General features: G+C 68.0%; 21 protein-coding genes. 11 read left to right on the top strand and 10 right to left on the bottom strand.

Annotated features, from left to right (window positions below):
- Positions 1–3 precede the first annotated feature (3 nt).
- Genes QOZ99_RS00950 through QOZ99_RS00940 form a run of 3 tightly spaced genes read right to left on the bottom strand, consistent with a single transcriptional unit; the run spans position 4 to position 3,356 of the window.
- Positions 4–981, bottom strand: coding sequence for an ABC transporter ATP-binding protein (locus tag QOZ99_RS00950; RefSeq protein ID WP_306888004.1), 978 nt, complete (start codon positions 979–981; stop codon positions 4–6).
- A complete protein-coding gene (gene livM, locus QOZ99_RS00945) occupies positions 981–2,426 on the bottom strand; it encodes a high-affinity branched-chain amino acid ABC transporter permease LivM (protein WP_306888003.1) in 1,446 nt (481 codons plus the stop codon). Before livM ends, QOZ99_RS00950 begins: the two co-directional genes overlap by 1 nt.
- 12 nt (positions 2,427–2,438) lie before the next feature.
- Positions 2,439–3,356 (bottom strand): ABC transporter permease subunit, encoded by a 918-nt coding sequence (locus QOZ99_RS00940; RefSeq protein ID WP_306888002.1) that lies wholly within the window; start codon positions 3,354–3,356, stop codon positions 2,439–2,441.
- Between the two features lie 401 nt (positions 3,357–3,757).
- On the opposite strand from QOZ99_RS00940, the gene QOZ99_RS00935 reads away from it, so the two are divergent.
- Positions 3,758–4,306: a flavin reductase gene (locus tag QOZ99_RS00935; protein ID WP_306888001.1), complete on the top strand. Its 549-nt coding sequence runs from the start codon at positions 3,758–3,760 to the stop codon at positions 4,304–4,306.
- Between the two features lie 48 nt (positions 4,307–4,354).
- On the opposite strand, the gene QOZ99_RS00930 is transcribed toward QOZ99_RS00935, so the two are convergent.
- Positions 4,355–5,542, bottom strand: coding sequence for a BaiN/RdsA family NAD(P)/FAD-dependent oxidoreductase (locus QOZ99_RS00930; protein ID WP_306888000.1), 1,188 nt, complete (start codon positions 5,540–5,542; stop codon positions 4,355–4,357).
- Positions 5,539–6,657 carry a lysine-2,3-aminomutase-like protein gene (locus QOZ99_RS00925; RefSeq protein ID WP_306887999.1) on the bottom strand — a complete coding sequence of 373 codons (1,119 nt, stop codon included), beginning with the start codon at positions 6,655–6,657 and terminating at the stop codon, positions 5,539–5,541. Before QOZ99_RS00925 ends, QOZ99_RS00930 begins: the two co-directional genes overlap by 4 nt.
- Positions 6,658–6,747: 90 nt before the next feature.
- Between QOZ99_RS00925 and QOZ99_RS00920 the strand changes: the two genes are divergently transcribed.
- Genes QOZ99_RS00920 through QOZ99_RS00910 form a run of 3 tightly spaced genes read left to right on the top strand, consistent with a single transcriptional unit; the run spans position 6,748 to position 9,448 of the window.
- Positions 6,748–7,071: an XdhC family protein gene (locus QOZ99_RS00920; RefSeq protein ID WP_306887998.1), complete on the top strand. Its 324-nt coding sequence runs from the start codon at positions 6,748–6,750 to the stop codon at positions 7,069–7,071.
- The gene (locus QOZ99_RS00915) at positions 7,071–7,772 is read left to right on the top strand and encodes an XdhC family protein (protein ID WP_306887997.1); all 702 of its coding nucleotides are present in this window, start codon (positions 7,071–7,073) and stop codon (positions 7,770–7,772) included. Before QOZ99_RS00920 ends, QOZ99_RS00915 begins: the two co-directional genes overlap by 1 nt.
- Positions 7,769–9,448, top strand: coding sequence for an NTP transferase domain-containing protein (locus tag QOZ99_RS00910; RefSeq protein WP_306887996.1), 1,680 nt, complete (start codon positions 7,769–7,771; stop codon positions 9,446–9,448). The genes QOZ99_RS00915 and QOZ99_RS00910 overlap by 4 nt, the downstream gene beginning before the upstream one ends.
- Positions 9,449–9,460: 12 nt before the next feature.
- Here QOZ99_RS00910 and bcsS read toward each other — a convergent pair whose 3' ends face one another.
- Both bcsS and QOZ99_RS00900 read right to left on the bottom strand, forming a co-directional pair.
- Positions 9,461–10,321, bottom strand: a complete 861-nt coding sequence (bcsS, locus tag QOZ99_RS00905; protein WP_306887995.1) for a cellulose biosynthesis protein BcsS — start codon at positions 10,319–10,321, stop codon at positions 9,461–9,463.
- A gap of 155 nt (positions 10,322–10,476) precedes the next feature.
- Positions 10,477–10,932, bottom strand: a complete 456-nt coding sequence (locus QOZ99_RS00900; RefSeq protein ID WP_306887994.1) for a DUF488 domain-containing protein — start codon at positions 10,930–10,932, stop codon at positions 10,477–10,479.
- A 259-nt stretch (positions 10,933–11,191) separates the two neighbouring features.
- Here QOZ99_RS00900 and QOZ99_RS00895 point away from each other — a divergent pair, with 259 nt between their 5' ends.
- Complete coding sequence (locus tag QOZ99_RS00895; protein ID WP_306887993.1) at positions 11,192–12,673, top strand: helicase HerA domain-containing protein; 1,482 nt, start codon at positions 11,192–11,194, stop codon at positions 12,671–12,673.
- An 82-nt stretch (positions 12,674–12,755) separates the two neighbouring features.
- Here the strand turns inward: QOZ99_RS00895 and QOZ99_RS00890 are convergent, their stop codons facing one another.
- The 3 genes from QOZ99_RS00890 to QOZ99_RS00880 all read right to left on the bottom strand — a co-directional run bounded on the left by QOZ99_RS00890 (position 12,756) and on the right by QOZ99_RS00880 (position 16,283).
- Positions 12,756–14,084: a TRAP transporter large permease gene (locus QOZ99_RS00890; RefSeq protein WP_306887992.1), complete on the bottom strand. Its 1,329-nt coding sequence runs from the start codon at positions 14,082–14,084 to the stop codon at positions 12,756–12,758.
- A complete protein-coding gene (locus tag QOZ99_RS00885; RefSeq protein ID WP_306887991.1) occupies positions 14,084–14,722 on the bottom strand; it encodes a TRAP transporter small permease subunit in 639 nt (212 codons plus the stop codon). The genes QOZ99_RS00890 and QOZ99_RS00885 overlap by 1 nt, the downstream gene beginning before the upstream one ends.
- 421 nt (positions 14,723–15,143) lie before the next feature.
- Complete coding sequence (locus QOZ99_RS00880; RefSeq protein ID WP_183189591.1) at positions 15,144–16,283, bottom strand: TRAP transporter substrate-binding protein; 1,140 nt, start codon at positions 16,281–16,283, stop codon at positions 15,144–15,146.
- Between the two features lie 283 nt (positions 16,284–16,566).
- Here QOZ99_RS00880 and QOZ99_RS00875 point away from each other — a divergent pair, with 283 nt between their 5' ends.
- The 6 genes from QOZ99_RS00875 to QOZ99_RS00850 all read left to right on the top strand — a co-directional run bounded on the left by QOZ99_RS00875 (position 16,567) and on the right by QOZ99_RS00850 (position 23,487).
- Positions 16,567–18,795 carry an esterase-like activity of phytase family protein gene (locus tag QOZ99_RS00875; RefSeq protein WP_306887990.1) on the top strand — a complete coding sequence of 743 codons (2,229 nt, stop codon included), beginning with the start codon at positions 16,567–16,569 and terminating at the stop codon, positions 18,793–18,795.
- Between the two features lie 149 nt (positions 18,796–18,944).
- Positions 18,945–19,706: a TetR/AcrR family transcriptional regulator gene (locus QOZ99_RS00870; RefSeq protein ID WP_306887989.1), complete on the top strand. Its 762-nt coding sequence runs from the start codon at positions 18,945–18,947 to the stop codon at positions 19,704–19,706.
- Entirely contained in the window at positions 19,703–20,662 is a 960-nt protein-coding gene (locus QOZ99_RS00865) for an HlyD family secretion protein (protein ID WP_306887988.1), read from the top strand. The genes QOZ99_RS00870 and QOZ99_RS00865 overlap by 4 nt, the downstream gene beginning before the upstream one ends.
- Entirely contained in the window at positions 20,659–21,624 is a 966-nt protein-coding gene (locus tag QOZ99_RS00860) for an ABC transporter ATP-binding protein (RefSeq protein WP_306887987.1), read from the top strand. Before QOZ99_RS00865 ends, QOZ99_RS00860 begins: the two co-directional genes overlap by 4 nt.
- Positions 21,621–22,766 carry an ABC transporter permease gene (locus QOZ99_RS00855; RefSeq protein WP_306887986.1) on the top strand — a complete coding sequence of 382 codons (1,146 nt, stop codon included), beginning with the start codon at positions 21,621–21,623 and terminating at the stop codon, positions 22,764–22,766. Before QOZ99_RS00860 ends, QOZ99_RS00855 begins: the two co-directional genes overlap by 4 nt.
- Positions 22,767–23,079: 313 nt before the next feature.
- Positions 23,080–23,487, top strand: a complete 408-nt coding sequence (locus tag QOZ99_RS00850; protein ID WP_306887985.1) for an ester cyclase — start codon at positions 23,080–23,082, stop codon at positions 23,485–23,487.
- Positions 23,488–23,769 lie beyond the last annotated feature (282 nt).

Genomic DNA, 23,769 nt, shown 5'->3' with positions numbered 1-23,769 from the left:
CGCTCACGAATGCGCTCCCGTCGAATGGGCCGCGATCTCCGCGTCGATCTCGGCCTCGACCTCCTCGACCGCGTCCTCGTCGACCCCGAGATAGGCGGCGATCACGCGCGGGTCGTTCTTCACCGCCTCGGGCGTGCCGTCGGAAATCTTGGTGCCGTAATCGAGCACGACGACATGGTCGGAAATCTCCATCACCACGCTCATGTCATGCTCGATCAGCAGGATCGAGGTGCCGTGCTCGGCACGGACCGAACGCAGCAGGTTGTTCAGCTCCAGGCTCTCGCGCGGGTTGAGGCCGGCGGCGGGCTCGTCGAGACACAGCAGGATCGGGTCCGAGCACATGGCGCGGGCGATCTCCAGACGGCGCTGGGCGCCATAGGGCAGGTCGCCGGCCGGGTCGTCGGCGCGGTCGGTGAGACCGACCTTCTCCATCCAGTACTTGGCCTTCTCGGTGGCGGCGCGCTGGGCCGCGTTCCAGCCCGGCAGGCCGAACAGGCCCTTGAGCGAGAAGCCGGAGGCCACCATCAGCGTGTTGTGCTGCGCCACCATGAGATTCTCCAGCACGGTCATGCCGGTGAACAGGCGGATGTTCTGGAAGGTGCGGGCCACCTTCGCCTCACCGGAGACGCGATAGTCCGGCATGCGTTCGAGCAGGTAGACGCTCGACTTGCGCCCGACCAGCGCGCGCTCGCCGATGAGCGTGACGCGGGCGAGTTCCTCGGCCGTGGGCGCGTGTCCATGCGCCAGCACGAGGCGGCCCTCGCTCGGCTTGTAGAAGCCGGTGATGCAGTTGAACACCGTGGTCTTGCCGGCCCCGTTGGGCCCGATGAGCGCGGTGATGTCGCCGCGCCCGACCTTGAAGGACAGGTCGTTCACCGCGATCAGGCCGCCGAAGCGCATGAACAGGTGTTCGACGGCGAGGATCGGGTCGGCCTCCCAATTGGGAAGGCCGGCGGCAGCGGGGGAGGGAGAGGGGGCCATCAGCCGTGCCCCTCCTTGACGTGGTCGCCCGACACGGCCTTTCGCTCCTTCAGGAAGATGGTGGGGGCACGGGTGGAGACCAGCCCGCGCGGCTTCCAGACCATGATGGCGACCATGGCAAAGCCGAAGATCAGCATGCGGTACAGGCTCGGGTCGAAATCGCCGCCGAAGATCTGGTTGAGGAAACCGAGATTGCGCAGCATTTCCATGCCGCCGATCATCACCGCCGCCGCCACCGCGACACCGATCTGCGAGCCCATGCCACCCAGCACGACGATGGCGAGAATCATCGCCGAGATGTCGAAGGTGAAGCTCTCCGGGCTGACGAAGCCGGCGCGCACCGCGAAGAAACAGCCGGCGAATCCGCCGAACATGGCGCCGGTGGCGAAGGCCGACAGCTTCACGTTGGTGGTGTTGATGCCGAGCGAGCGGCAGGCGATCTCGTCCTCGCGCAGCGCTTCCCAGGCCCGCCCGACCGGCAGGCGGCGCAACCGGACGGTGGCGAAGGCGGTGATCAGGGCCAGCGCCAGGATCACGAAATAGAGGAAGATGATGCGGTGCATCGGGTTGAATTGAAGCCCGAACAGCGCCGCGAATCCATTCTCCCCCGCGGTGAACGGCACACCGAAGAAAGTCGCCCGCGGGATCGAGGCGATGCCCGCGCCGCCGCCGGTGAAATCCACCCAGTTGATCAGCACCAGGCGGATGATCTCGCCGAAGGCCAGCGTCACGATGGCGAGATAGTCGCCACGCAGGCGCAGCACCGGGAAGCCGAGCATCATGCCCCACATTCCCGCGAATACGCCCGCCATGGGCAGGCAGATCCAGAAGGCCCAGTTGGCCCAGAAGGTTTCGCCCAGAAAGCCGGCGAAGAAGTCGTTGATCGGCGCCGAGGTGGCGAGCAGCGCGTAGGTATAGGCGCCCACCGCGTAGAAGGCGACATAGCCGAGGTCGAGCAGGCCCGCGAGGCCCACCACGATGTTGAGGCCCCAGCCCAGCATCACATAGGTGAGGATCAGGATCCCGAGGTCGATGAGGTAGCGGCTCTCGTTCATCCCGCCCATCGCAAAGGCGGCGATGAACGGGAAGCCGACCGCGAAGGCCAGCAGCAGCGGCTTCACCGCCGGGCCGATCGTGGTCCCGGCACGGTCGAAGATGGTGGGGCCGCTGCGCACGCTCGGCTTGCGGTTGGGCGACCACACCGTGAGGTTGAGGAGGAGGCGGCCGACGAAGATGATGCCGACCATCACCGCCAGCGTCCCCGGACGGTAGTCGAGCCCGAGCGCGCCATCGATGATGACGGTCTCGAATCCGATCAGCGGGGTGAACAGGCCGAGGGCGATGAGGCCGGTGATCACCGCGTCCTTGAACGCGTGGGCCATCACCGAACTGGACGGGGACGCCTTCGCCGGGGGCGGCGCGGTTTCAGCAAGCTGAACTGCCATGGTGACTTGACCTCAGACCTTCTCGACTTCCGGCCGGCCGAGCAGGCCCTGCGGCATGAAGATCAGGGTGATGGCGAGGATCGAGAAGGCCGCGACGTCCTTGTACTCGATGGAGAAATAGGCCGACCAGAACACCTCGATCAGGCCGATCAGCAGCCCGCCGAGCACGGCGCCCGGCAGAGAGCCGATGCCGCCAAGAACCGCCGCGGTGAAGGCCTTCACGCCCGGCACGAAACCGTCGGCGAAATGGGCCACGCCATAATACATCAGGTACATGACGCCGGCGACGGCGGCGAGCGCGGCGCCGATGACGAAGGTAAGCGAGATGGTGTGGTCGACATTGATGCCGAGCAGCGCCGCCATCTTGCGGTCCTGTTCGACGGCGCGCTGGGCGCGGCCGAGCGAGGTCTTCTGCACCAGATACCAGAAGCCCATCAGCAGCACGGCCGTGACCACCATGATGATGACCTGCTTCCAGGCCAGCGTGACCTGATAGCCGTTATTGTCCATCAGCACGATCACGTCCGTCACCATCGGGGGCACCGGCTTGTTGCGCGGGCCCTGCGAGACCTGGACGAAATTGGCGAGGAAGATCGACATGCCGATCGCCGAGATCATCGGCGCGAGGCGGAACGAGCCGCGCAGCGGGCGATAGGCGACCCGCTCGATGGCCCAGTTGGTGAGCGAGGTGAAGAACATCGCCACCACCAGCACGATGGCCAGCGCAAGGAAGATCGAGGTGATGCCCAGCACCGTCGTGACCAGCAGGAAGCAGATCAGCGCGATGAAGCTCGACACCATGAACACGTCGCCATGGGCGAAGTTCACCATGCCGATGATGCCGAACACCATGGTGTAGCCGATCGCGATCAAGCCATAGATCGAACCGAGCGTCAGCCCGTTGATGAGCTGCTGAATGAATACATCCATTTTAGGTTACGGTTCCCCTCAACCGATCTTGGAAGTCGCGTCGTGCGGCTGGATTGCACATATTGTGACCGTGCCCATCACGTAGGCGCCCATCTCTCATAGCGCGCGTCGCGCTCCGATACAATTCGATCGAAAGACGAAATGCAATCGATCGAAACGGCTGATGTATGGGTATCATAATACTAAAACACAAAATATCCTTGTTCTTCAATATTTTGCTGGATGACTGCCGCGTCACCGAATCTGCATCCCACCTTCACTTTTTTGACGCATTGTCCGGGTCGCTGCAGGCGCGGGTGTGTGGTTTCCGAAGTCGCCGGTTTCCCAAGTCGCCGCCGGGGAGTTATGCACAGGAAGCCGCCAACCAACCCCGGGGAGCGGGCCGGCAAATGGAGGCAGAGGTGGACGAGACGACGCGGCAGGACGCCGGGCATGCGGCGGCGCACAGTGCTGGCGGGGCGGTCGAGGCGGGGCTCTATCGCGAGGCGATGAGCCGGCTGGTGGCGGCCGTCCATGTTGTCACCACGCGCGGCGCGGCCGGGCGCGTCGGCTTCACCGCCACGGCGGTTGCCTCGGTCTCGGACAGCCCGCCGACCCTGCTGGTCTGTCTCAACCGGCGTATCCATTCCGCCCCGGCCTTCCGGCAGGCGGGCGTCTTCGCCGTCAACATGCTCGCCGGCGAGCAGCAGGCCGTGGCGCAGGTTTTCGGCGGCAAGGGGGGCGGGGCGGGCGGGATGTCGGGCGAGGAGCGGTTCGCGACGGGCACCTGGCATGAGGGCCGGCTCGGCATTCCGTGCCTGCGCGATGCCATCGCCGCGTTCGAGTGCCGGCTGGTCGAGGTGCGCACCATCGCCACGCATGACGTGCTGGTGGGGCGGGTGGAGGCGATCACGCTGGGCGCGGACCGCACCAAGCTGGCCTATCTCGGCCGAGGCTTCCTGACCGTCTAGTCCTGCGGCACCCGGCGGCACCCGGCGGGTTCGTCGCCCGAAGCCGCGCTAGACGCTCTGTCCGGCCACCCAGCCGGAGGACCAGGCCCACTGGAAATTATAGCCGCCGAGCCAGCCGGTGACGTCCACCACCTCGCCGATGAAATACAGGTTCGGCACGTGGCGCGCCTGCATGCTGCGCGAATCGAGCCCCGCCGTGTCGACGCCGCCCAGCGTGACCTCGGCGGTGCGGTAGCCCTCGGAGGCCGTGGGCTTCAGGCGCCAGCCGTTCACCGCCGCCTCGATGCGGCGCAGCCGCGTGTCCGGGAGGTCGGCGAGGTTCTTCGCCCCGGCCTCCTGTTCGCCGATTCGCTGCGCCAGCCGCTTGGGCAGGAACCCGGCGAGCACGCTGGCCGGCGCCTGCCGTCCCTGGTGGGCGCGCGCCTCGCGCAGCCGGGTGAAGACGTCGGTGGCCGGCGCCAGCGCGATCTCGATTTCCTCGCCCTCGCGCCAGTACGAGGATATCTGCAGGATGGCCGGCCCGCTCAGGCCGCGATGGGTGAAGAGCAGCCCATCCTCGAAGCGCGTCTTGCCGTGGCGCACGCGCGCCTCCACCGCCACGCCGGCGAGCGGGGCGAGCCGCTCCAGCAACGCCGGATCGAGCGTCAGCGGCACCAGTCCCGGCCGGGTCGGCAGCACGGGGAGCCCGAAGCGCTCGGCCAGATCGTAGCCGAAGCCGGTGGCGCCCATCTTGGGGATGGACTTGCCCCCCGTCGCCACGACCAGCGCGCGGCAGGCGAGGGCGCCCGTCGAGGTGGCCAGCATGAAGCCGTCCGCGCTGCGCTCGATGTCGGTGACCGTGGTGGCCAGACGCAGCTCGGCGCCGACATCGGCGAGGCCGCGTGTCAGCATGTCGACGATCTGCCGCGCCGAGCCGTCGCAGAACAATTGACCGCGCGCCTTCTCGTGCCAGGCGATGCCGTGCTGGTCGACCAGACGGACGAAATCCTGCGGCGTGTAGCGCTTCAGCGCCGAGATGGCGAAACCGGGATTGGCGGAGAGATAGGTGCGCGGCGTGGCGTCGAGATGGGTGAAATTGCAGCGTCCGCCGCCGGAAATGCGGATCTTCTCGCCCGGCGCGCGGGCATGATCGATGACGACGACGCTGCGCCCGCGCTTGCCGGCCTCCCAGGCGCACATCATGCCCGCCGCGCCGGCGCCGAGCACGACCACGTCCACGCGCGCGGACGGCCTCACGTGCCGCCATCCGAGGCGTCCACGCCCTCGGCATAGGCATGCACGCCGCCGCAATAATCGGTGACGTGCCAGCCCTCGGGCGTGGGTTCGAGATAGCCCGGTCCCACCGGCACCTTGCCGTGGCCGCCGGGGATATCGAGCACATAGGTTGGCAGGGCGAGGCCGGAGACACGCCCGCGCAGCGCCTGCATCAGCTCCTGCCCGCGTGCCAACGGCAGGCGGAAATGGGCGGTGCCGGGGGCCAGGTCGGGATGGTGCAGGTAATAGGGCTTCACCCGGCACTCGACCAGCGCGCGGAACAGGGCGGCGAGCGTGTCCGCCGCATCGTTGACGCCGGCCAGAAGCACGCTCTGCCCGACAAGGGCGATCCCCGCATCGGCCAGCCGGCCCAGCGCGGCGCGCGCTTCCGGCCCCAGTTCGCGCGCATGGTTCGCATGCACCGCGACATAGGTGGTGAGATCAGGCCTGCGCAGCGCCGCCACCAGCGCGGGGGTGATGCGCTCGGGCGCGGCGATCGGCACGCGGGTGTGGAAGCGCACGATCCTCACATGCCCGATCGCGGCGAGCCGTGCCATCAGGTCAGCGAGCCGACGCGGCGCAGCGACCAGCGGGTCGCCGCCGGTGACGACCACCTCCCATATCTCGGGATGGCCCGCGACATAAGCCAGCGCGCCGTCCAGCGCCGCGTCCGAGAGGCTGCTCTCGGCGCCGGGGCCGACCATTTCGCGGCGGAAGCAGAAGCGGCAATAGATGGCGCAGACGCCGACCAGCTTGAGCAGCACCCGGTCGGGATAGCGGTGCACGATGCCCGGCACCGGGCTGTGCGCGCCGTCGCCGATCGGATCGGCAAGCTCCTCAGGGCCGGTGTCCAGCTCGCGCGTATCGGGCACGAACTGGCGGGCGATGGGATCGGCCGGGTCGCTGCGGTCGACGAGGGCGGCGAGAACCGGCGTCACCGCCACCGCATAGCGCGCGGCGACGGCGTCGAGAGCATCCGGGCGATCGGCGGGCGCGGGCAGAAGGCCGGCCTCGCTCAGTTCGTCGAGACGGCGCAGCGTGCGCGGCATGGAGGCGACGGGCGGAGAGGGGGCGGGCGCGGTTGCGGGCAAGGTCATGCGCGGCTTTTTGATCGCTTCGTGCTTTATCGGCAAGCGCGGGCGTGATGCTCTGCGATAAAGATGACGAGACCGATCGGGAGAGACGGCATGTACGCGCGCGAGGAAGACGTTCTGGAAGCCGCCGCCCGCTGGCGGCGCGAGGGGCGCGGCGTGGCGCTCGCCACCGTTATCGAGACATGGGGTTCGGCGCCGCGCCCGGTCGGCAGCCATCTGGCCATTGACGGGGAGGGCAATTTCCTCGGCTCGGTATCGGGGGGCTGCGTGGAGGGCGCGGTCGTGGCGGAGGCCGCCGAGGTGATCGCGCAGGGCACGCCGCGCCTGCTCGAATTCGGCGTTGCCGACGCCACCGCCTGGCAGGTTGGCCTGTCCTGCGGCGGGCGCATCGCGGTCTATGTCGAGAAGGTGGCCTGATGGAACTCGCGGTTCTTGAAGCGCTCAACGCCGAGCGCGCCGCCCGCCGCGCCACGCTTCTCGTCACCGAGCTTGGCAGCGGCCGCCAGCGCGTCGTCCGCCCGGACGCGATCGCCGGCGATCCCTTGGCCGAACAGCTCACGGAAGCGCTGCGCACCGGCCGCAGCCGGCTTGTGGAGCACGGCGACGCGCGCGTCTTCCTCACCGTGCAGGTGCCCTCGCCCCGGCTGGTCATCACCGGCGCGGTGCATATCTCGCAGGCATTGGCACCGATGGCGGCGAGCGCCGGCTTCGACGTGATCATCATCGATCCGCGCACCGCCTTCGCGACGCCCGAGCGCTTCCCCGCGATCGACCTGCGCGCCGCGTGGCCCGATAGGGTGCTGCCGGAACTGCGGCTCGATGGCTTCACCGCCTTCGCCGCGCTGACCCATGACCCGAAGATCGACGATCCGGCGCTGGTCGAGGCGCTGGCGCGCGAGTGCTTCTATATCGGCGCGCTGGGCTCGCGGAAGACCCATGCCGCCCGGCTGGAACGCCTCGCCGCGACCGGCATTCCGCGTGAGGCGCTGGCCCGCATCCACGCGCCGATCGGGCTCGATATCGGCGCGGTCAGCCCGGCGGAGATCGCCGTTGCCATTCTGGGCGAGGTGATCGCGGACCTGCGGCGTCGCGCACCGGCCCGGGAGCGCGCGGCGTGAAGTTCGGCACCATTCCGCTCCTTGAGGCGCAGGGCGCGGTGGCGGTGCATTCGCTGCGCCTGCCGGGTGTCGACCTGCGCAAGGGCATGGTGCTGGATGCGGCGCGGATCGCCCGGCTCGCGCAGGCGGGCGTCACCGAGATCGTCGCGGCGCGGCTGGAGCCGGGGGATGTGGGCGAGGACGCGGCCGCGGCCGCCGTCGCGGCGGCCATTGCCGGGCCGCTGGCGCGGGCGGATGCGCCCTTTACCGGGCGGGTCAACCTGCGGGCGCAAGCCGCCGGCGTGCTGCTGGTCGACCGCGCCGGCGTCGACGCGCTCAACCAGATCAGCGAGGCCGTGACGCTGGCGACGCTGCCGGCCTTCCGCCCGGTGGCTTTGGGCGAAATGGTCGCGACGGTGAAGATCATTCCCTTCGCCGTGCCGGGGGAGGCGATGGCGGCCGTTGGCCGGCTCTGCCGCCCGATGGTGGAGGTGGCGCCCTATCGGCTGCGGCGGGTCGCGGTCATCTCCACCCTGCTGCCGGGCCTGGCCGAGAAGGTGATCGCCAAGACGCTGCGCGTGACAGAGGCCCGGCTGGCGCCCACCGGCGCGACCCTCACCGGCGAATGGCGAGTGCCGCATGCGCAAGGCGCGCTCGCCGCGGCGCTCGATGCGGCGGTGGCGGGGGGCGCCGAGCTTGTGCTGGTGTTCGGCGCCTCGGCCATCGCCGATCGCCGTGATGTGATCCCTGCCGCGATCGAGGCGACGGGCGGGGTAATCGCGCATCTGGGCATGCCGGTGGATCCGGGCAACCTTCTGCTGGTCGGGCGCGTTGGTGGCGTGCCGGTGCTGGGCGCGCCCGGCTGCGCGCGCAGCCCGCGCGAGAACGGTTTCGACTGGGTGCTGCACCGGCTGCTCGCGGGGCTTGCCGTCTCGCGCGCGGACATCACCGCGATGGGGGTAGGAGGGTTGCTGATGGAAATTCCGACACGGCCGCAGCCGCGCGAGATCGCCCCGGCGCCGACGCCGGCCGCCGCACCCGGCCCGCGCGCGGCCATCGTGCTGGCGGCGGGACGCGGAACGCGGATGCCGCATGCGCACAAGCTTTCCGCCCCGCTCGACGGCGAGCCGCTGGTGCGCCGCGCGGTGCAGGCGGCGCTCGGCTCGGCAGCGCGGCCGGTGATCGTCGTCACCGGCCATGAGGCGGAGAAGGTACGCGCGGCGCTGGAGGGGCTGGACGTCGTTTTCGCCCATAATCCCGACTTCGCCGACGGGCTCTCGACCTCGCTGCGCATCGGCCTCGCCGCTCTGCCGGAGGAGACCGAGGCGGCGGTGGTAATGCTCGGCGACATGCCGAGCGTCGGGTCCGCGCTGGTCGACGCGCTCATCCGGGCCATCGATCCGTCAGCCGGCCAGCTGATCGCCGTGCCGGTGGCGGCGGGGCGGCGGGGCAACCCGGTGGCCTGGGCCCGTCCTCTGTTTGGCGAGCTGATGGCGCTGACCGGCGATGTCGGCGCGCGCCATCTCATCGCCACCCATGCCGATGCGGTGGTGGAACTGCCGGTGGAGGGGGAAGGCGCCTTTCTCGACATCGACACGCGCGAGGAACTGGAGGCGCTGGAGATCCACGCGATCGCCGCCCGCGCGGATGTGGACGCCACCGCCGCGCTGGAGGCGATGAAGGCCGAGGATGCCTGACGCGCGGCGCCTTCAATAGGGCAGGAAGAGCGACATCGTGGCGTAGGGACTGTCATCGCTGTCGCTGCTCCAGCGCCAGCCGCCGGCTGCGCGCACCTGCCAGCCGGGCAGGGAGGTGGTGGTGATGAACAGGCCGCCGCGCGCGTCCTGCGACAGCCAATCGGTGGAGGCGCCGGCCTCCACGCCCAGTTCGTACCATTCGTTCACACGGCGCGCGGCGGTGGCGCGGGCATGGCCGGTGTCGTCGGCGGTGGAGCCGGACAGCGCCGCGGTGAAGGTCCAGTTCTCATCGTGGCGATAGAACCATTCGGCGGTGAACTTGGCCCCCACCGCCACGCCCTGGTCGGGATTGCTCGGGTCGGGCTGATCGAGCTGGTTGTCGATGACGTTGGCACCGACATAGAGGGCGAGCGCATGCGGGCCGCGCAGCCACTGCCAGCCGGCCAGCACCTCACCCTCCTGCTTGTTCACACCGTTCCAGCCGCCGGGCACCGCATCGGTGCGGTAGCTATAGTGCCCGCCGCCGATCTGCCCGCGCAGGCGCAGCCCCTCCTGATCCATGGCGGCAAACGGCGCCCATGCCGCGCCGCCCCAGCCATAGGCATTGTCGCGGGCGATATCGACGCCCGTGAAGAAATACAGCCGGTTGCGTAGCGAGAATGGCGCCGTCTCCGCATCCCCCTCCTGCGCCGCGGCGGGAATCCCGAGGCCGGCGGCAAGCAGGGCGGCCAGCAGGCGGGTCGGCCACCCGCTCGCGACAATACGGGCGCGCCGAAGGACCCGTGGCCGGGGTAGCGGATGAGGCGTGCAGGAGCGCCGCCCGAGGGCGCGCGCAAAGGGGCACGCACGGCACGGCGTCGGCCAACCGGGCATCGGCGCGCTCAGCAATCTGACAGGTGGAAAGGTATCCGCGTGCAACCGATCCGAGCATTTGACGGCGGTTGTGCTCAATCAACCAAGGATTGAGGCCTGCCCTTGAGAGAGGCGTCGATCTGGGGCGAATTGTCGCAGGTGTCGTTGGCGCGGGATCAGGCCGGCGGTGCGAACAGGTGCTCGACCGGCATGCCCACGCGCTCGCACACGAGATCGGCGATCATCTGGCGGTGGCAATGCTCGGGGTGGCGCTCATAGCACAGGAGGCATACCCGCCGGCCGGCCTTCACCAGGGCGGTGAGTTCGTCCAGCTGCTCCCGTGCGGTCGGCGTGGCGAGGTGGGCGTCGTAGATGCGGCGCAGCTCGCCATAATGGCCGGTGCGGGCGGCCTGGCGCCCCTCCGCCGGCGTGCCGAGCCCACGCAGATGCAGGTAGCCGATATCGAGCCCCGCGACGCCGGCGGCCAGCTGGCTCTTGGAGAAACCCGCGCGACGCGAGGCGGCGACCGCGCGCACATCCACCAGCAATTCGACGCCGGCCGTGCGCAGCGTGTCGAGCACGGCGGCGGAGGCGACCTGTTCATAGCCGATGGTGAAGAGGGGCGCGGACATGCATTTCCTCTCGCACAGCGCGGCGGCAGCGTCGAGCCCTGGCTGTCACGCGCCGTCCGCCACGCCGTGACAGCCCGGTCGGCGCGGGCAGACGCCGCGCGCTCCGCCTTGCCTTCGCCGCGATCCAGGCGCGGGCCTTGTCGCAGGCCGCCGAATCTGTGGAGTTGTGTCCTTGGCCCCGCGCGCCCACCGGGGCGGACATGATAGGCAGGCGCGGCCGGCGGCGCGTGCGGCACGAATGAAGGATCGCGGAAGCGGAATGAAGATCGGTATCGAGCTCGGGACCAGCACGGCCGGCCAGCCGGTGCGGCTCGATCTGGAGGAGCTTCTTTCCACGCGCCTCCTCGTGCAGGGCAATTCCGGCTCCGGAAAGTCGCATCTGCTGCGGCGGCTGCTGGAACAGAGCGCCGGCCATGTGCAGCAGGCGATCATCGACCCGGAAGGCGACTTTGTCGGCTTCGGCGAGCGCTTCGGCCATGTGGTGATCGACGCCGAGCGCACGGTCGGCGAGATCCAGCGCATCGCCGCGCGCATCCGCCGCCATCGCGCCTCCGTGGTGTTCAATCTCGAAGGCCTCGATGCCGATGCGCAGATGCGCTCGGCGGCGGCATTCCTGAGCGGCCTGTTCGATGCCGACCGCGAGCACTGGTTTCCCATGCTGGTGATTGTCGACGAGGCGCAGCTCTTCGCGCCGTCCGGCGCCAGCGAGATTTCCGACGAGGCGCGCCGCGTCTCGCTTTCGGCCATGACCAACCTCATGTGCCGCGGCCGCAAGCGCGGGCTGGCCGGCGTCATCGCCACGCAGCGCCTCGCCAAGCTGGCCAAGAACGTGGCGGCGGAAGCGTCCAACTTCCTGATGGGCCGCACCTTCCTCGATATCGACATGGCGCGCGCCGCCGATCTGCTCGGCATGGACAAGCGGCAGGCGGAGAGCTTCCGCGATCTCAATACCGGGTCCTTCGTGGCGCTGGGTCCGGCTTTGTCGCGTCGCCCGCTGCCGGTGAAGATCGGCCATGTGGAGACCGCCAGCCGCAATGGCCGGCCCGAGCTGATGCCGCCGCCGGAACTGGGCACGGCGCAGATCCAGGACCTGATCTTCGACGATCTCGCCACCGAGCCACCGCCCCAACCGGCGCGCCCGGTGGAGCGGCGCGCCACCGAGGAGATTCTGGAGACGCTGGAAGTGGCGCCCGCGCCCGTGCCTGCGCCGGTGGATCCTGCCGTGGCGGCCGCGTTCGACGCCGAGCGCGAGGCGCTGGTCGCCGAGATCGTGCGCCAGTTCGTGGCCGATCCGGAGGCGCCGTTCCGTTCGGCGGCGGCGCTGTACCCCGATTTCCTCGTGCATTGCCGCGTGCGGCGGGTCGGCTCGCGCGTGCCGGACCTTGCCGAGTTCACCCGCCGGCTGGCCATCGCCCGTGCCGGGCTGGATGCGCGGGTGGGGGATGAGGACTGGCAGCGCGCGGTGGCGCAGGCGGCCGGCCTGCCCGAGGAGATGCAGGGCGTTTTCCTGCTGCTGGCGCGCGCGGGCATGGAAGGCGCGCCCTCGCCGGCCGACGAGGCGCTGGCGCGCGCCTATGGCAGCCGCTCGCCCTCGCGCGGGCGCTGGCTGCTGACCTACATGGAGGAGCGCGGCCATCTGGTGTGCGAGGCCGATTTTCGCGGCCGCCGCGTCGTGCGCTTCCCCACGCTCGGCTGGAAGACCGCCCCCGGCGACCCCAAGGGCCTGCCCGCCTCGGCGTGAGGCGACCTGTGATCAAGAGTCGGCAAACTGAAACGGGTCCGCAAGGACCCGTTTCGTCATGCAAGCCATGAGCCGGCCCGCCTCAGCCGCCATAGAGGTAGTTCGGCAGCCACAGCGCAAAGCCGGGGAAGATGTAGAGCAGCGCCATCGCGAAGACGACGATGAAGATGAAGGGCATGACGCCGGAGAAGATCTCGTCGATCGAGACATGCTTGGGCGCCACGCCTTTGAGGTAGAACGGCGCCATGGCGACGGGCGGCGAGAGGAACGAGGTCTGCAGGTTCAGCGCCACGAGAACGCCGAAGAAGATCGGGTCGATGCCGAAATGGTCGAGCAGCGGCAGGAAGATCGGCAGGAAGATGACGATGATTTCCGTCCATTCCAGCGGCCAGCCGAGCACGAAGATGATGATCTGCGTGAGGATCAGGAAGCCGACCGGCCCGAGATCCAGCGACATGATGAACTCTTCCACCACGCGCTGGCCGCCGAGCAGGGCGAACACGGCGGAAAACACCGCCGAACCGACGAACAGCCAGCACACCATGGCCGAGGCGCGGGCGGTGAGGAACACGGAATCCTTCAGCTTCTCGACGCTGAAGGTGCGGTAGGCGAGCGCCAGCAGAATGGCGCCCATCGCGCCGATGGCGGCCGCTTCCGAGGGCGTGGCGAGGCCGAAGATGATGCAGCCCAGCACCGAGACGATGAGCGCCACCAGCGGCAGGAATGAGGTGAGCAGCGCCAGCGCGATCTCGCCGGCCGGCACGTTGCGCTCCTCCGCCGGGAGCTTGGGTGCCAGCGCCGGATTGATGATCACGCGGATGACGACGTAGGCCATGTACATGGCCGCCAGCGTGATGCCGGGAATGAAGGCGGCGGCATAGAGTTTCACCACCGAGACGCCCGCCGTGGCGCCGTAGAGGATGAGCATCACGCTCGGGGGGATGAGGATGCCGAGGCAGCCGCCGGCGCAGACCACGCCCGAGGCGATCTTGGTGTCGTAGCCGGCGCGCAGCATGGCGGGGAAGGCGAGCAGCCCCATCAGCGTCACCACGGCGCCGACAATGCCGGTGGCGGTGGCGAACAGCGCGCAGGTGATCAGCGTCGCCACCGCGAGCGAGCCGGGGATCCAGCCGGCGGCGAGCTGGATGGCGCGGAACAGCCGGTCGAGAATATTGGCGCGCTCGATCACGTAGCCCATGAACAGGAAGAGCGGGATCGAGATCAGCACGTCATTCGCCATCACCGAATAGGTGCGCTGGACGAACAGGTTGAAGATGCTGTCGCCTTGCGTGAAATAGCCAAAGCCGACGCCCAGCGCCATGAGCGTGAAGGCGATGGGGAAGCCGAGCATCAGGAAGATGAGGAACAGCACCAGCATCACGATGCCGAGGGCGGGATCGGAGATGAACATCACAGCGACCCCCTTGTGGTGGCATCCCGCTCGATGGCGGTGAGGGTTGCCTCCTGCCGGGACTGCTGCTCGGCCTTGGCGGCGGCCTCGTCGAGGATGATTTTCTCCATCTCCTCCACATCGTGCAGCCGCTGGGGCCAGTCGCCATCGCGGATGCAGATGAGGCAGCGCACCACCTCCACCACACCCTGCAGCAGCATCATCACCCCGACAAACGGGATGATGGCCTTGAATGGCCAGATCACCGGCCCGTCCGGGCTGAAGGAGGAATGCTCGTTGAGCATGTAGGACAGCTGGAAATAGCCCCAGCCGGCATAGATCAGCGCCAGGATGCCGGGGAAGTAGAACAGGAAATAGAGCACCAGATCGGTGCGGGCCTGCGTCGTCGGCCGCCATTTTCGGTAGAGGAAATCGCCGCGCACATGGCCGTTGCGCGAGAGCGTGTAGGCGCCCGCCATCATGAACAGCGTGCCGTAGAGCATCAGGCTGACGTCATAGGCCCAGGTCGTGGGATCGCGCAGCACGTAGCGGCGGAACACCTCATAGCAGATCGCCAGCATCAGGATGACGATGCACCAGGCGAAGAGCTTGCCGATGAAGGCGTTCAGCCGGTCGACGCCGAGGAGGATGGATTGCATGGCAGGGCCTCGGGGGGAGGGCGGTTTTGCAGGGGTGGTCGCGGATCAGGCCATCGGAACGCCGATCGTGCCGCGCGGCGCCGCGTGGGCGTGGCGGATCGGCCTTCCAGGCCCGCCGGGCGGATGTGTAGGCATGGCCCGCAAGCGCAAACCGGCCGAAGGGCCGATGACCGGGGGCGGCACGGGAGGGCCGGCAGAGGGACGACCTCCCGCGCATGGCCATTCCGGCCGCGGGTGCGGCAGGCGATGACCCGCCTGTCAGGCGCGATGCGAGCGGCGGGGCGGGTGCACCGGCGCGTTCTCCGTCGACGCGGATATGGGTCCGCGGGCCGAAAACGCGTCGAGACAGTTCGCTGGAGCCTTTCCGGAGAATGGCAGTTCTCGGAAAGGCTCCCAGCCCGGCGCACCCGCCGCTTCCACCTCAGGCCGTCTTGAAGAAGTGGTCATAGGCGAACTTGGAATCCGGCTCATATTCCAGCCGGAAGCCGACGATCCGCTTGGCCCATTCCTTCTGGCTGTCGACCACCTTCTTGAACACCGGATCGGCCGAGAGATTGGCGATCACCACGTCCCAGGCCTTCAGCTGCGCCTCCAGGACCGGCTTGGGCGTCGGCAGCACCTTCACGCCGCGCGCCTTGATGGCTTCCAGGTCCTTGGAATAGCGGTCCTGCGCCTTCCACATCATGGTGGCGGAGGTCGCATCGGAGGCGCCGCGCAGGATTTCCTGCACGTCCTTGGGCAGGCTCTCGAACTTGGTCTTGTTGAACAGGATCTCGAAACATTCGAGCGCCTGATGATAGCTGCCGAGCATGTAGACCTTGGCCACGTCCGGGAAGCCCAGCACGAGGTCGGAGGAGGGGTTGTTGAACTCCGCCCCGTCCAGCAGGCCGCGATCGATGGCCGGCACGATTTCGCCGCCGGGAACGATCGTCACCGCCGCGCCGAATTCCTTGAACAGGTCGGCGCCGAGGCCGACGGTGCGGTATTTCATGCCCTTCATGTCGGCGGCGCTGGTGATTTCCTTCTTGAACCAGCCCAGCGGCTGGCTCGGCATCGGGCCCGACAGCATGCCGACGACGTTCAGCTTGAGCGTGTTCTGCACGAGGTCGTCATACAGCGCCTGCCCGCCGCCATAGCGGACCCAGCCCAGAAGTTCGTCGGCATCCCAGCCGAAGGCGGGCGCCGTGCCGAACAGAGAGAACGCCTTGTTCTTGCCGTACCAATAGGCGGCGACACCATGGCCGCCATCGAGAATGCCGGAGGATACCGCGTCGAGCATCTGGAAGGCCGGCACGACGGAGCCCGCCGGCAGCAGTTCCAGTTCGACGCGCCCGCCGGTCATGGCGTTGACGCGCTTCACATAGTCGCCGGCGAATTCGTGGAAAATGTCCTTGTTGGGCCAGGTCGACTGGAATTTCAGCCGGATCGGCGCCTGTGCGTGCACAGCCGGAGCGGCGAGAGCGGTGGCACCGGCCGCGGCGGCGGCGGTGGCGATGAAGCGGCGACGACTGGTGCGTGCGTCCGGGCGCACGTCAGCGTTCCTGCCCGACATGTCGGTCATGGGCGGTTCCTCCTGTGGCGTTTCCTCGCGGGTCGTGCCCGCCGGGCGGCGCTTGAGCACCTTGTCCCGATGAACCAAGGAGACGATGACGAAGAGGCAAGTGCAAGCGCTAATTCGCCTCCGCTAGGTCAACAAGACCGTACGAAAGTCGAATGCTGGTCACGTTCCCAACGGTTTTGCAGTTGGATCGTCATCCCTCTGTCATTCGCGACCCGTTGAAAGGCGCTATCAGCGGGACGCGCTGCGCCGTGGCGCCGGCCCGCATCAGGACGGGGAATCTTCCATGCGCTCGTATCTTCTCGCCGGCGTCTCGGCGCTGGTGTTCGGCCTCGCCGCCTCGGCCGCGCTGGCCCAGACAGCCGCCCCGGCGCCCGCGCCGTTCAACCGCATCGCCACGTTCAACGTGATCGACAACCTGCCGGCAGGTGCCGACGCGGCCAAGGCGACCTCGGCCGAGATCATCACCTTCACCGGCGATGGCAAGACGCTGATCTACAGCGACAGCCCGGGCAAGCGCATCGGCTTCATCGACATCACCGATCCCAAGGCGCCCCGGCCCGCCGGCGTGGTGGCGCTGGACGGCGAGCCCACCACCAGCGTGGTGATCGGCGACAAGGTCTATGTCGGCGTCAACACCTCGGAATCGAAGTCGAACCCGTCCGGCCATCTCGCGGTGGTCGACATTGCCAGCCGCAAGGTCGAGGCCAGGCATGACCTGGGCGGGCAGCCGGATTCGATCACCAAGAGCCCGGATGGCACCTACCTCGCCATCGCGATCGAGAATGAGCGCGACGAGGAGGTCAATGACGGGGCCATCCCGCAGATGCCCGCCGGCAACCTCACCTATTTCCAGGTGAAGAACGGCGTGGTCGATGCCGCCTCGAAGAAGGTCGTCGATTTCACCGGTCTCGCCGCGGTCGCGCCGGAAGATCCGGAGCCGGAATATCTCGACATCAACACGCGCAACGAAGTCGTCGTCACGCTGCAGGAAAACAACCATATCGTCATTGTCGACCTCGCTTCGGGCAAGGTGACCAGCCATTTCTCCGCCGGCACGGTCGATCTCGACCATATCGACACCAAGAAGGATGGCGTGATCGACCTTTCCGGTTCGGCCAAGGGCGTGGCCCGCGAGCCGGACACCGTGCAGTGGATCGACGACGAGCGCTTCGTGATCGCCAATGAGGGCGACTGGAAGGGCGGATCGCGCGGCTTCAGCATCTTCGACAAGAAAGGCGCGCTGCTGTTCGAATCCGGCGCGGCGCCGGAGCACATGGCCATTGGCCTCGGCCATTATCCCGAAGCCCGCAACAAGAAGGGCATCGAGATGGAGGGCGCCGAGGTCGCGACCTTCGGCGACGATCGCCTGCTGTTCCTCGGTTCCGAGCGCGGCTCGCTCATCTTCGTCTATCGCGACAAGGGCGGCGCGCAGGCTCCGGAATTCCTGCAGGTGCTGCCGGGCGGCGTCGGGCCGGAAGGGCTGATCGCCATCCCCGCGCGCAACCTGTTCGTCACGGCCAGCGAGACCGACCTGCGGGAAGATGGCGGCATTGGCTCCGTCGTGACGGTGTATGAGCGCCAGCCGGGCGCCAAGCCGGCCTATCCCACCATCCAGGCGCAGAACGGCCCGGACGGGCTGCCGATCTGGTGGGGCGCTCTCTCGGGCTTCGCGGCCGATGCCACGCAGCCGGGCAAGCTCTACGCGGTGACCGACAGCGCCTATGCGCAGGCGCGCATCCTGACCATCGATGCCACCTCGCTGCCGGCCAAGATCACCGCCGCCACGGTTGTGACGCGTGACGGCAAGCCGGCCAAGGGCATCGACCTCGAAGGCATCGCCGTGCGTCCCGAGGGCGGCTTCTGGCTGGCTTCGGAAGGCAATCCCGAGAAGAAGGAGAACCCGACGCAGAACCTCCTGCTGCGGGTGGGCGCGGATGGCGCCATCGCTGAAGAGATCGCCCTGCCGGAAGCGGCGGCGGCGCAGGCCACCCGCTACGGTTTCGAGGGCGTCACCGTCACCGGCACCGGGGCGGACGAGACGGTGTGGATCGCCGTGCAGCGCGAGTGGAAGGACGATCCCAAGGGCTTCGTCAAGCTGCTCGCCTACAAGCCGGCGGCCAAGAGCTGGTCCTATGTGCGCTATCCGCTCGACACGGCCGCCAAGGGCTGGGTGGGGCTTTCGGAAATCACCGCCTACAAGGACGGCCTGATCGTCATCGAGCGCGACAACCAGGTGGGGCCGACCGCGAAGCTGAAGAAGCTGAACTTCGTTTCGCTCAAGGGCGTTGCCCCGGCGGCGCTCGGCAGCGAGGCGGCTGCGCCCACGCTGACCAAGACCGAGGTCAAGGACCTGCTGCCGCTGCTCGCCGCGCCGCATGGCTATGTGCTGGACAAGGTGGAGAGCTTCGCCATCGACGCCGACGGCAACGCCTTCATCGTCACCGACAATGACGGCGTGAAGGATTCCTCCGGCGAGACGCAGTTCCTCGCGATCGGCAAGCTGGCGAACTGACGGGCTGTGCCGGCGCTCGATCCTGGATCGGGCGGTCCTCATCGAACAAGGCGACGGGCGCTCCGGCGGGGCGCCCGTTTTGCGTTTACGGGGTCGCGAGGAAAATGCCCTGCTGTTATGACTGACCAGTCAGTCACAATGAGGATGCGGTGCCCATTCGCGACATTCCACCGAACCGGTCGCCTGTCTCGCCCCGGGAGGTCGACTCCGGCGAGGCCAACTCAGGCGAGGCCAACTCCGGCAAGGTCGACTTCGGCAAGGCCGACGCCCGCGATGTCGCGCCGGTCGGCGCGCGGCGCCGGGCCGAGAGGCTGGAACCGGCGCAGCGTCGGCGCGTCATTCTCGATGCCGCGCTGGCGGTCTTCGCCGAATCCGGCTTCGCGGCCGCCCGCATGCAGGACGTGGCGGCCCGCGCGGGTATCGCCAAGGGCACGCTCTATCTCTATTTCGAGGACAAGGCCGCGCTGTTCGAGGGGCTGGTGCGCGATGCGGTGGATCCGGTGCTGGGCACGATGGAGCGCGAACTCGCCGCCTATCCCGGCAGCACGCGCGATTTCCTCACCCTGCTGTTCCGCCATCTGGCGCAGGAGGCGGTGCATTCGCCGCGCCGCCACATCATCCGGCTGATGCTGGGCGAGGGCGAGCGCTTTCCCGCGCTGGCCGATTTCTATTATCGCGAGGTGGTGGCGCGCGGGCTCGATCTGTTGCGCGCCATCAATGCGCGCGCGCTGCAACGGGGCGAGATCATGTCCGACGCCGGTCTGCGCTTTCCGCAATTGCTTGTCGCCCCGTTGCTGGTGGCTGCGGTATGGGAAGGCCTTTTCCAGCGAACCGATCCGCTTGATGTCAGCGCCATGCTGGACGCCCATGCGGAAGTGGTGCTGCGCGGCCTGGGATGGAGAGAGCCTTGAAGATCGGCGATTTTGTCGGCGCGATGGTGGCGGGCGCGCTTGCCCTCGCGCTCGCGGCCTGTTCCGAGGCGGGGCCACCGCGCTATCAGGGCTATGCCGAGGGCGAACTCATCTTCGTCGGCCCGGACGAGGCCGGCCGCGTGGCGAGCCTCGATGTCGACGAGGGCGCGGCGGTGACGCCCGGCATGAAACTGTTCGAGATCGACCCCGTGCTGCAACAGGCGGAGGTGGATGCGGCCAGTGCCAGCCTCGAACAGGCGCGCGCCCAGTTGGCCGACCTGCAGGCGAGCAGCCAGCGGCCCGAGGAGATTGCGGTGCTGGAGGCGACCCGTCGCCGCGCCACCGCCGCGCTCGACCTCTCGCGCATCGAACTCGACCGGCAGAAGGAGCTCTATGCCAAGGCGGTCGGCTCCAAAGCCGCGCTCGATACCGCCCAGCATACCTATGATCAGAACCAGGCCGCGCTGGACGAGATCACCCAGCAGATCAAGGTCGCCGGCATGGCTTCCCGCGACCGGCAGATCGATGCGGCCGAGCGGCAGGTCGATGCCGCGCAGGCGAGCCTCGCCTCGGCGCGTATCCGGCTGGAGCGGCGCAACGTTGCCGCCAGCATCGCCGGCTCCGTCGAGACGGTATATTTCCGGCCGGGCGAGCTGGTGCCGGCGGGCCGGCCGGTCGTCTCGATCCTGCCGCCGGACCTCATCAAGCTGCGCTTCTTCGTGCCGGAGCCCGATCTGGCGCGCTTCAAGCTCGGCACCCGCGTCATGGTGAGTTGCGACGGCTGCGCGCCCACGCCGGCCCGCGTGAGCTACATCGCCTCCAGCGCGGAATATACGCCCCCGGTCATCTACAGCCTCGACGAGCGCTCCAAGCTGGTCTTCATGCTGGAGGCGAAGGCTGAAACGCCCGGCGCGCTCCGGCCCGGCCAGCCGATCACCGTCGAGGTCGCGCCGTGACGGGGAGCGCGGCGGGCCCGACCGCGCCCGGCAAGGACGCGGCGGACTACGTCATCGAGGTCGCGGGGCTGAGTAAGTCGTTCGGCGACCGGGTGGTGGTGCGCGATCTCTCCATGCGCGTGCGCCGGGGGCAGATCTACGGCTTTCTCGGGCCCAACGGCTCGGGCAAGACTACGACGATCCGCATGCTGTGCGGCTTGCTGACCCCGGATTCCGGGCACGGCACCTGTCTTGGCTACGACATCCTCACCCAGTCGCGCGCCATCCGCCGCCATGTCGGCTACATGACGCAGCGCTTCAGCCTCTATGCCGACCTGTCGGTGCGCGAGAACCTCGAATTCGTCGCCCGCATCTATGGCGTGCCCGATCCGGTGCGGGCGGCGCGGGAGGCGGTGGAGCGGCTCGGGTTGGCGGGGCGCGAGCGGCAGCTGGCCGGCTCGCTCTCGGGCGGCTGGAAGCAGCGCCTCGCGCTCGGCGCCTGCATCCTGCCCTCGCCGCAGCTTCTCCTGCTCGACGAGCCGACTGCCGGCGTCGACCCCAAGGCCCGCCGCGAGTTCTGGATGCAGATTCACGAACTGGCCGCCGAGGGGCTCACCGTGCTGGTCTCGACCCACTACATGGACGAGGCCGAGCGCTGCCACGAGATCGCGTATATCGCCTATGGCGACCTGTTGGCACAGGGCACGGTGGAGCAGGTCGTCGCCCATTCCGGCCTCACTACCTGGAGCGTCACCGGCGGGGATCCCGCGGCGCTGGCGCGCGAGCTGGCCGGCCGGCCGGGCGTGGAGATGGTAGCGCCCTTCGGCACCAGCGTGCATGTCGGCGGCCATGACGACGCGGCGCTGGCCCGCGCGATCGAGCCCTTCCGCGCCCGGCCGGAACTGGTGTGGCGTCAGGATGCGCCGACGCTGGAGGACGTATTCATCGACCTGATGAGCCGCTCGAAGGACAATTTCCGATGAGCGGGTTTCTGCGCCGGGTCGGCGCGATGGTGCGCAAGGAATTCCTCCAGCTCCTGCGCGACCGCGTGTCCTTCGCGACCATGATCATGATCCCGCTACTGCAGCTGGTGCTGTTCGGCTATGCCATCAACACCACGCCGCGCCACCTGCCGACCGCGGTGCTGGCCTATGAGAACACGCCGCTCACCCGCTCCATTCTCGCGGCGATCGAGAACACCAAATATTTCGCCGTCACCCATCACCCGACCAGCGCGGCCGAGGCCGAGCACCTGATGCGGGCGGGGGACGTGCTGTTCGTGGTCGAAATCCCCGCCGGCTTCGAGCGGGCGGTGGTGCGCGGGGAAAACCCGGCCATGCTGGTGGCGGCGGACGCGACAGACCCCGTCGCCTCCGGCAGCGCCATCGCCGCGCTGCGCAACATCATCGACACCTCGGTGCGCCGCGAGCGTTTCGCTAGGGAGAAGGGGCCGCAGGGCTCGGGGCTGGAGGAGGCGCCGCCGCCCTTCGAGATCATCACCCATGCCCGCTATAATCCGGCGGCGGTGACGCAGCTCAACATCGTGCCGGGCCTGCTCGGCACCATCCTCACCATGACCATGCTGATCTTCACCGCGCTTTCGGTGACGCGGGAAATCGAGCGCGGCACCATGGAGACGCTGCTCGCCATGCCGATCCGTCCGGTGGAGGTGATGCTGGGCAAGATCGCGCCCTATGTGATGGTGGGCGCGGTGCAGGCGACGATGATCGTGGTGGCCGGCATCTTCCTGTTCAAGGTGCCGGTGGTCGGCTCGATGGCGCTGCTCACCGCGCTCACCGCGCTGTTCATCGTGACCAACCTGTCGATCGGCTACACCTTCTCGACACTGGCGCAGAACCAGCTGCAGGCGGTGCAGATGACCTTCATGTATTTCCTGCCGAACATCCTGCTCTCCGGCTTCATGTTCCCGTTCGACGGCATGCCGCGCTGGGCGCGCTGGATTTCCGAGACGCTGCCGCTGACCCATTACCTGCGCATGGTGCGCGGCATTCTGCTGAAGGGGGCGAATGTGGCCGATCTCTCGCAGGACATTCTCGCGCTCTCCGCCATCATGCTGGTGGCGATGGTGATCGCCGTGAAACGCTTCCGCCAGACGCTGGATTGAGGGAGGCGGATGTTTGGCGGCGGGGGCAAGAAGGTCCATTCGAGCAATTTCAGGGGGCCTTCAAAGACGCGTCCTCGCGGTGCCGCCCCTGAGGTGGCCTTCTTCAACACCTACATCGAAACCTACATCGAAGCTGAAAGCTGCGTGAATTCGACCGAGGCGGCGGCTAGGCTCGGGTCCGCGAAGTTCTTGCGCGAGCGGCTGCACGCCTCTGGTCCTGTCAAGCCAATGCGTGGACGCGAGGGGGACAAGCGCGTCTCCGGGTGGCTATGATCCAGGGAATATCGCGATCGGTGTTTTTGAGGGGGCATCAATGGACGTCGAGGAATGCAAGCTTCTGGTTCGCAGTTTCGTGGAGGACGTAATCAACAACCGGAATCTTGACGCGGCGGGGGACTATGTGGCCGTGGATATGGTCGAACTGGTGCCGTTCCCCGGGCAAGGTCCGGGCATTGACGGATTAAAGGACGTATTGCGCGGACTGTTCGCGGCTTTCCCGGACATGCATTGGACCATCGACGAGCAGATAGGCGAGTCCGGCAAGGTGCTCACGCGCTTTACGTGGACTGGAACACATGAAGGCATGTTTTTCGGCGCCCCGGCTACCGGTCGCAAGGTTACCGTATGGGGGATGGTGATCGACCTGGTGGAGAATGGCCGCATCAAGGATACGCGCATACTGATGGATGCGTTCGGTCTGATGCAGCAGATAGCCGCCTAGAGCATTTTTGAGCGAAGTGGATTCCGGTTCGCGTGAAGAAAATACGGCAGAACAATAACCTGGAGCTTTTTCGGTGAACCGGAATTCACCGGAAAAGCTCTAGCGTGGCTATTCGCCAATGAGCCCCGCATCCTCGACACGCACCTTGCGGTGAACCGGCCTGCTGCCCGTTTGCCGGACCGCTGCAATTGCCGTCTTTCACAACTCCAGCTGCCGCACTCGGGCGACCGAACAAATGGTGCGACGTGGATCGGTACAGGTCGGGGCGCAGTCCGGAGCCAG

Origin of the sequence: Ancylobacter amanitiformis (assembly GCF_030814815.1) — a bacterium.
GTDB classification, from domain to species: domain Bacteria; phylum Pseudomonadota; class Alphaproteobacteria; order Rhizobiales; family Xanthobacteraceae; genus Ancylobacter; species Ancylobacter amanitiformis.
The sequence above is the reverse complement of the archived record's forward strand: the minus strand, read 5'-3'. Positions and strand labels throughout refer to the sequence as shown.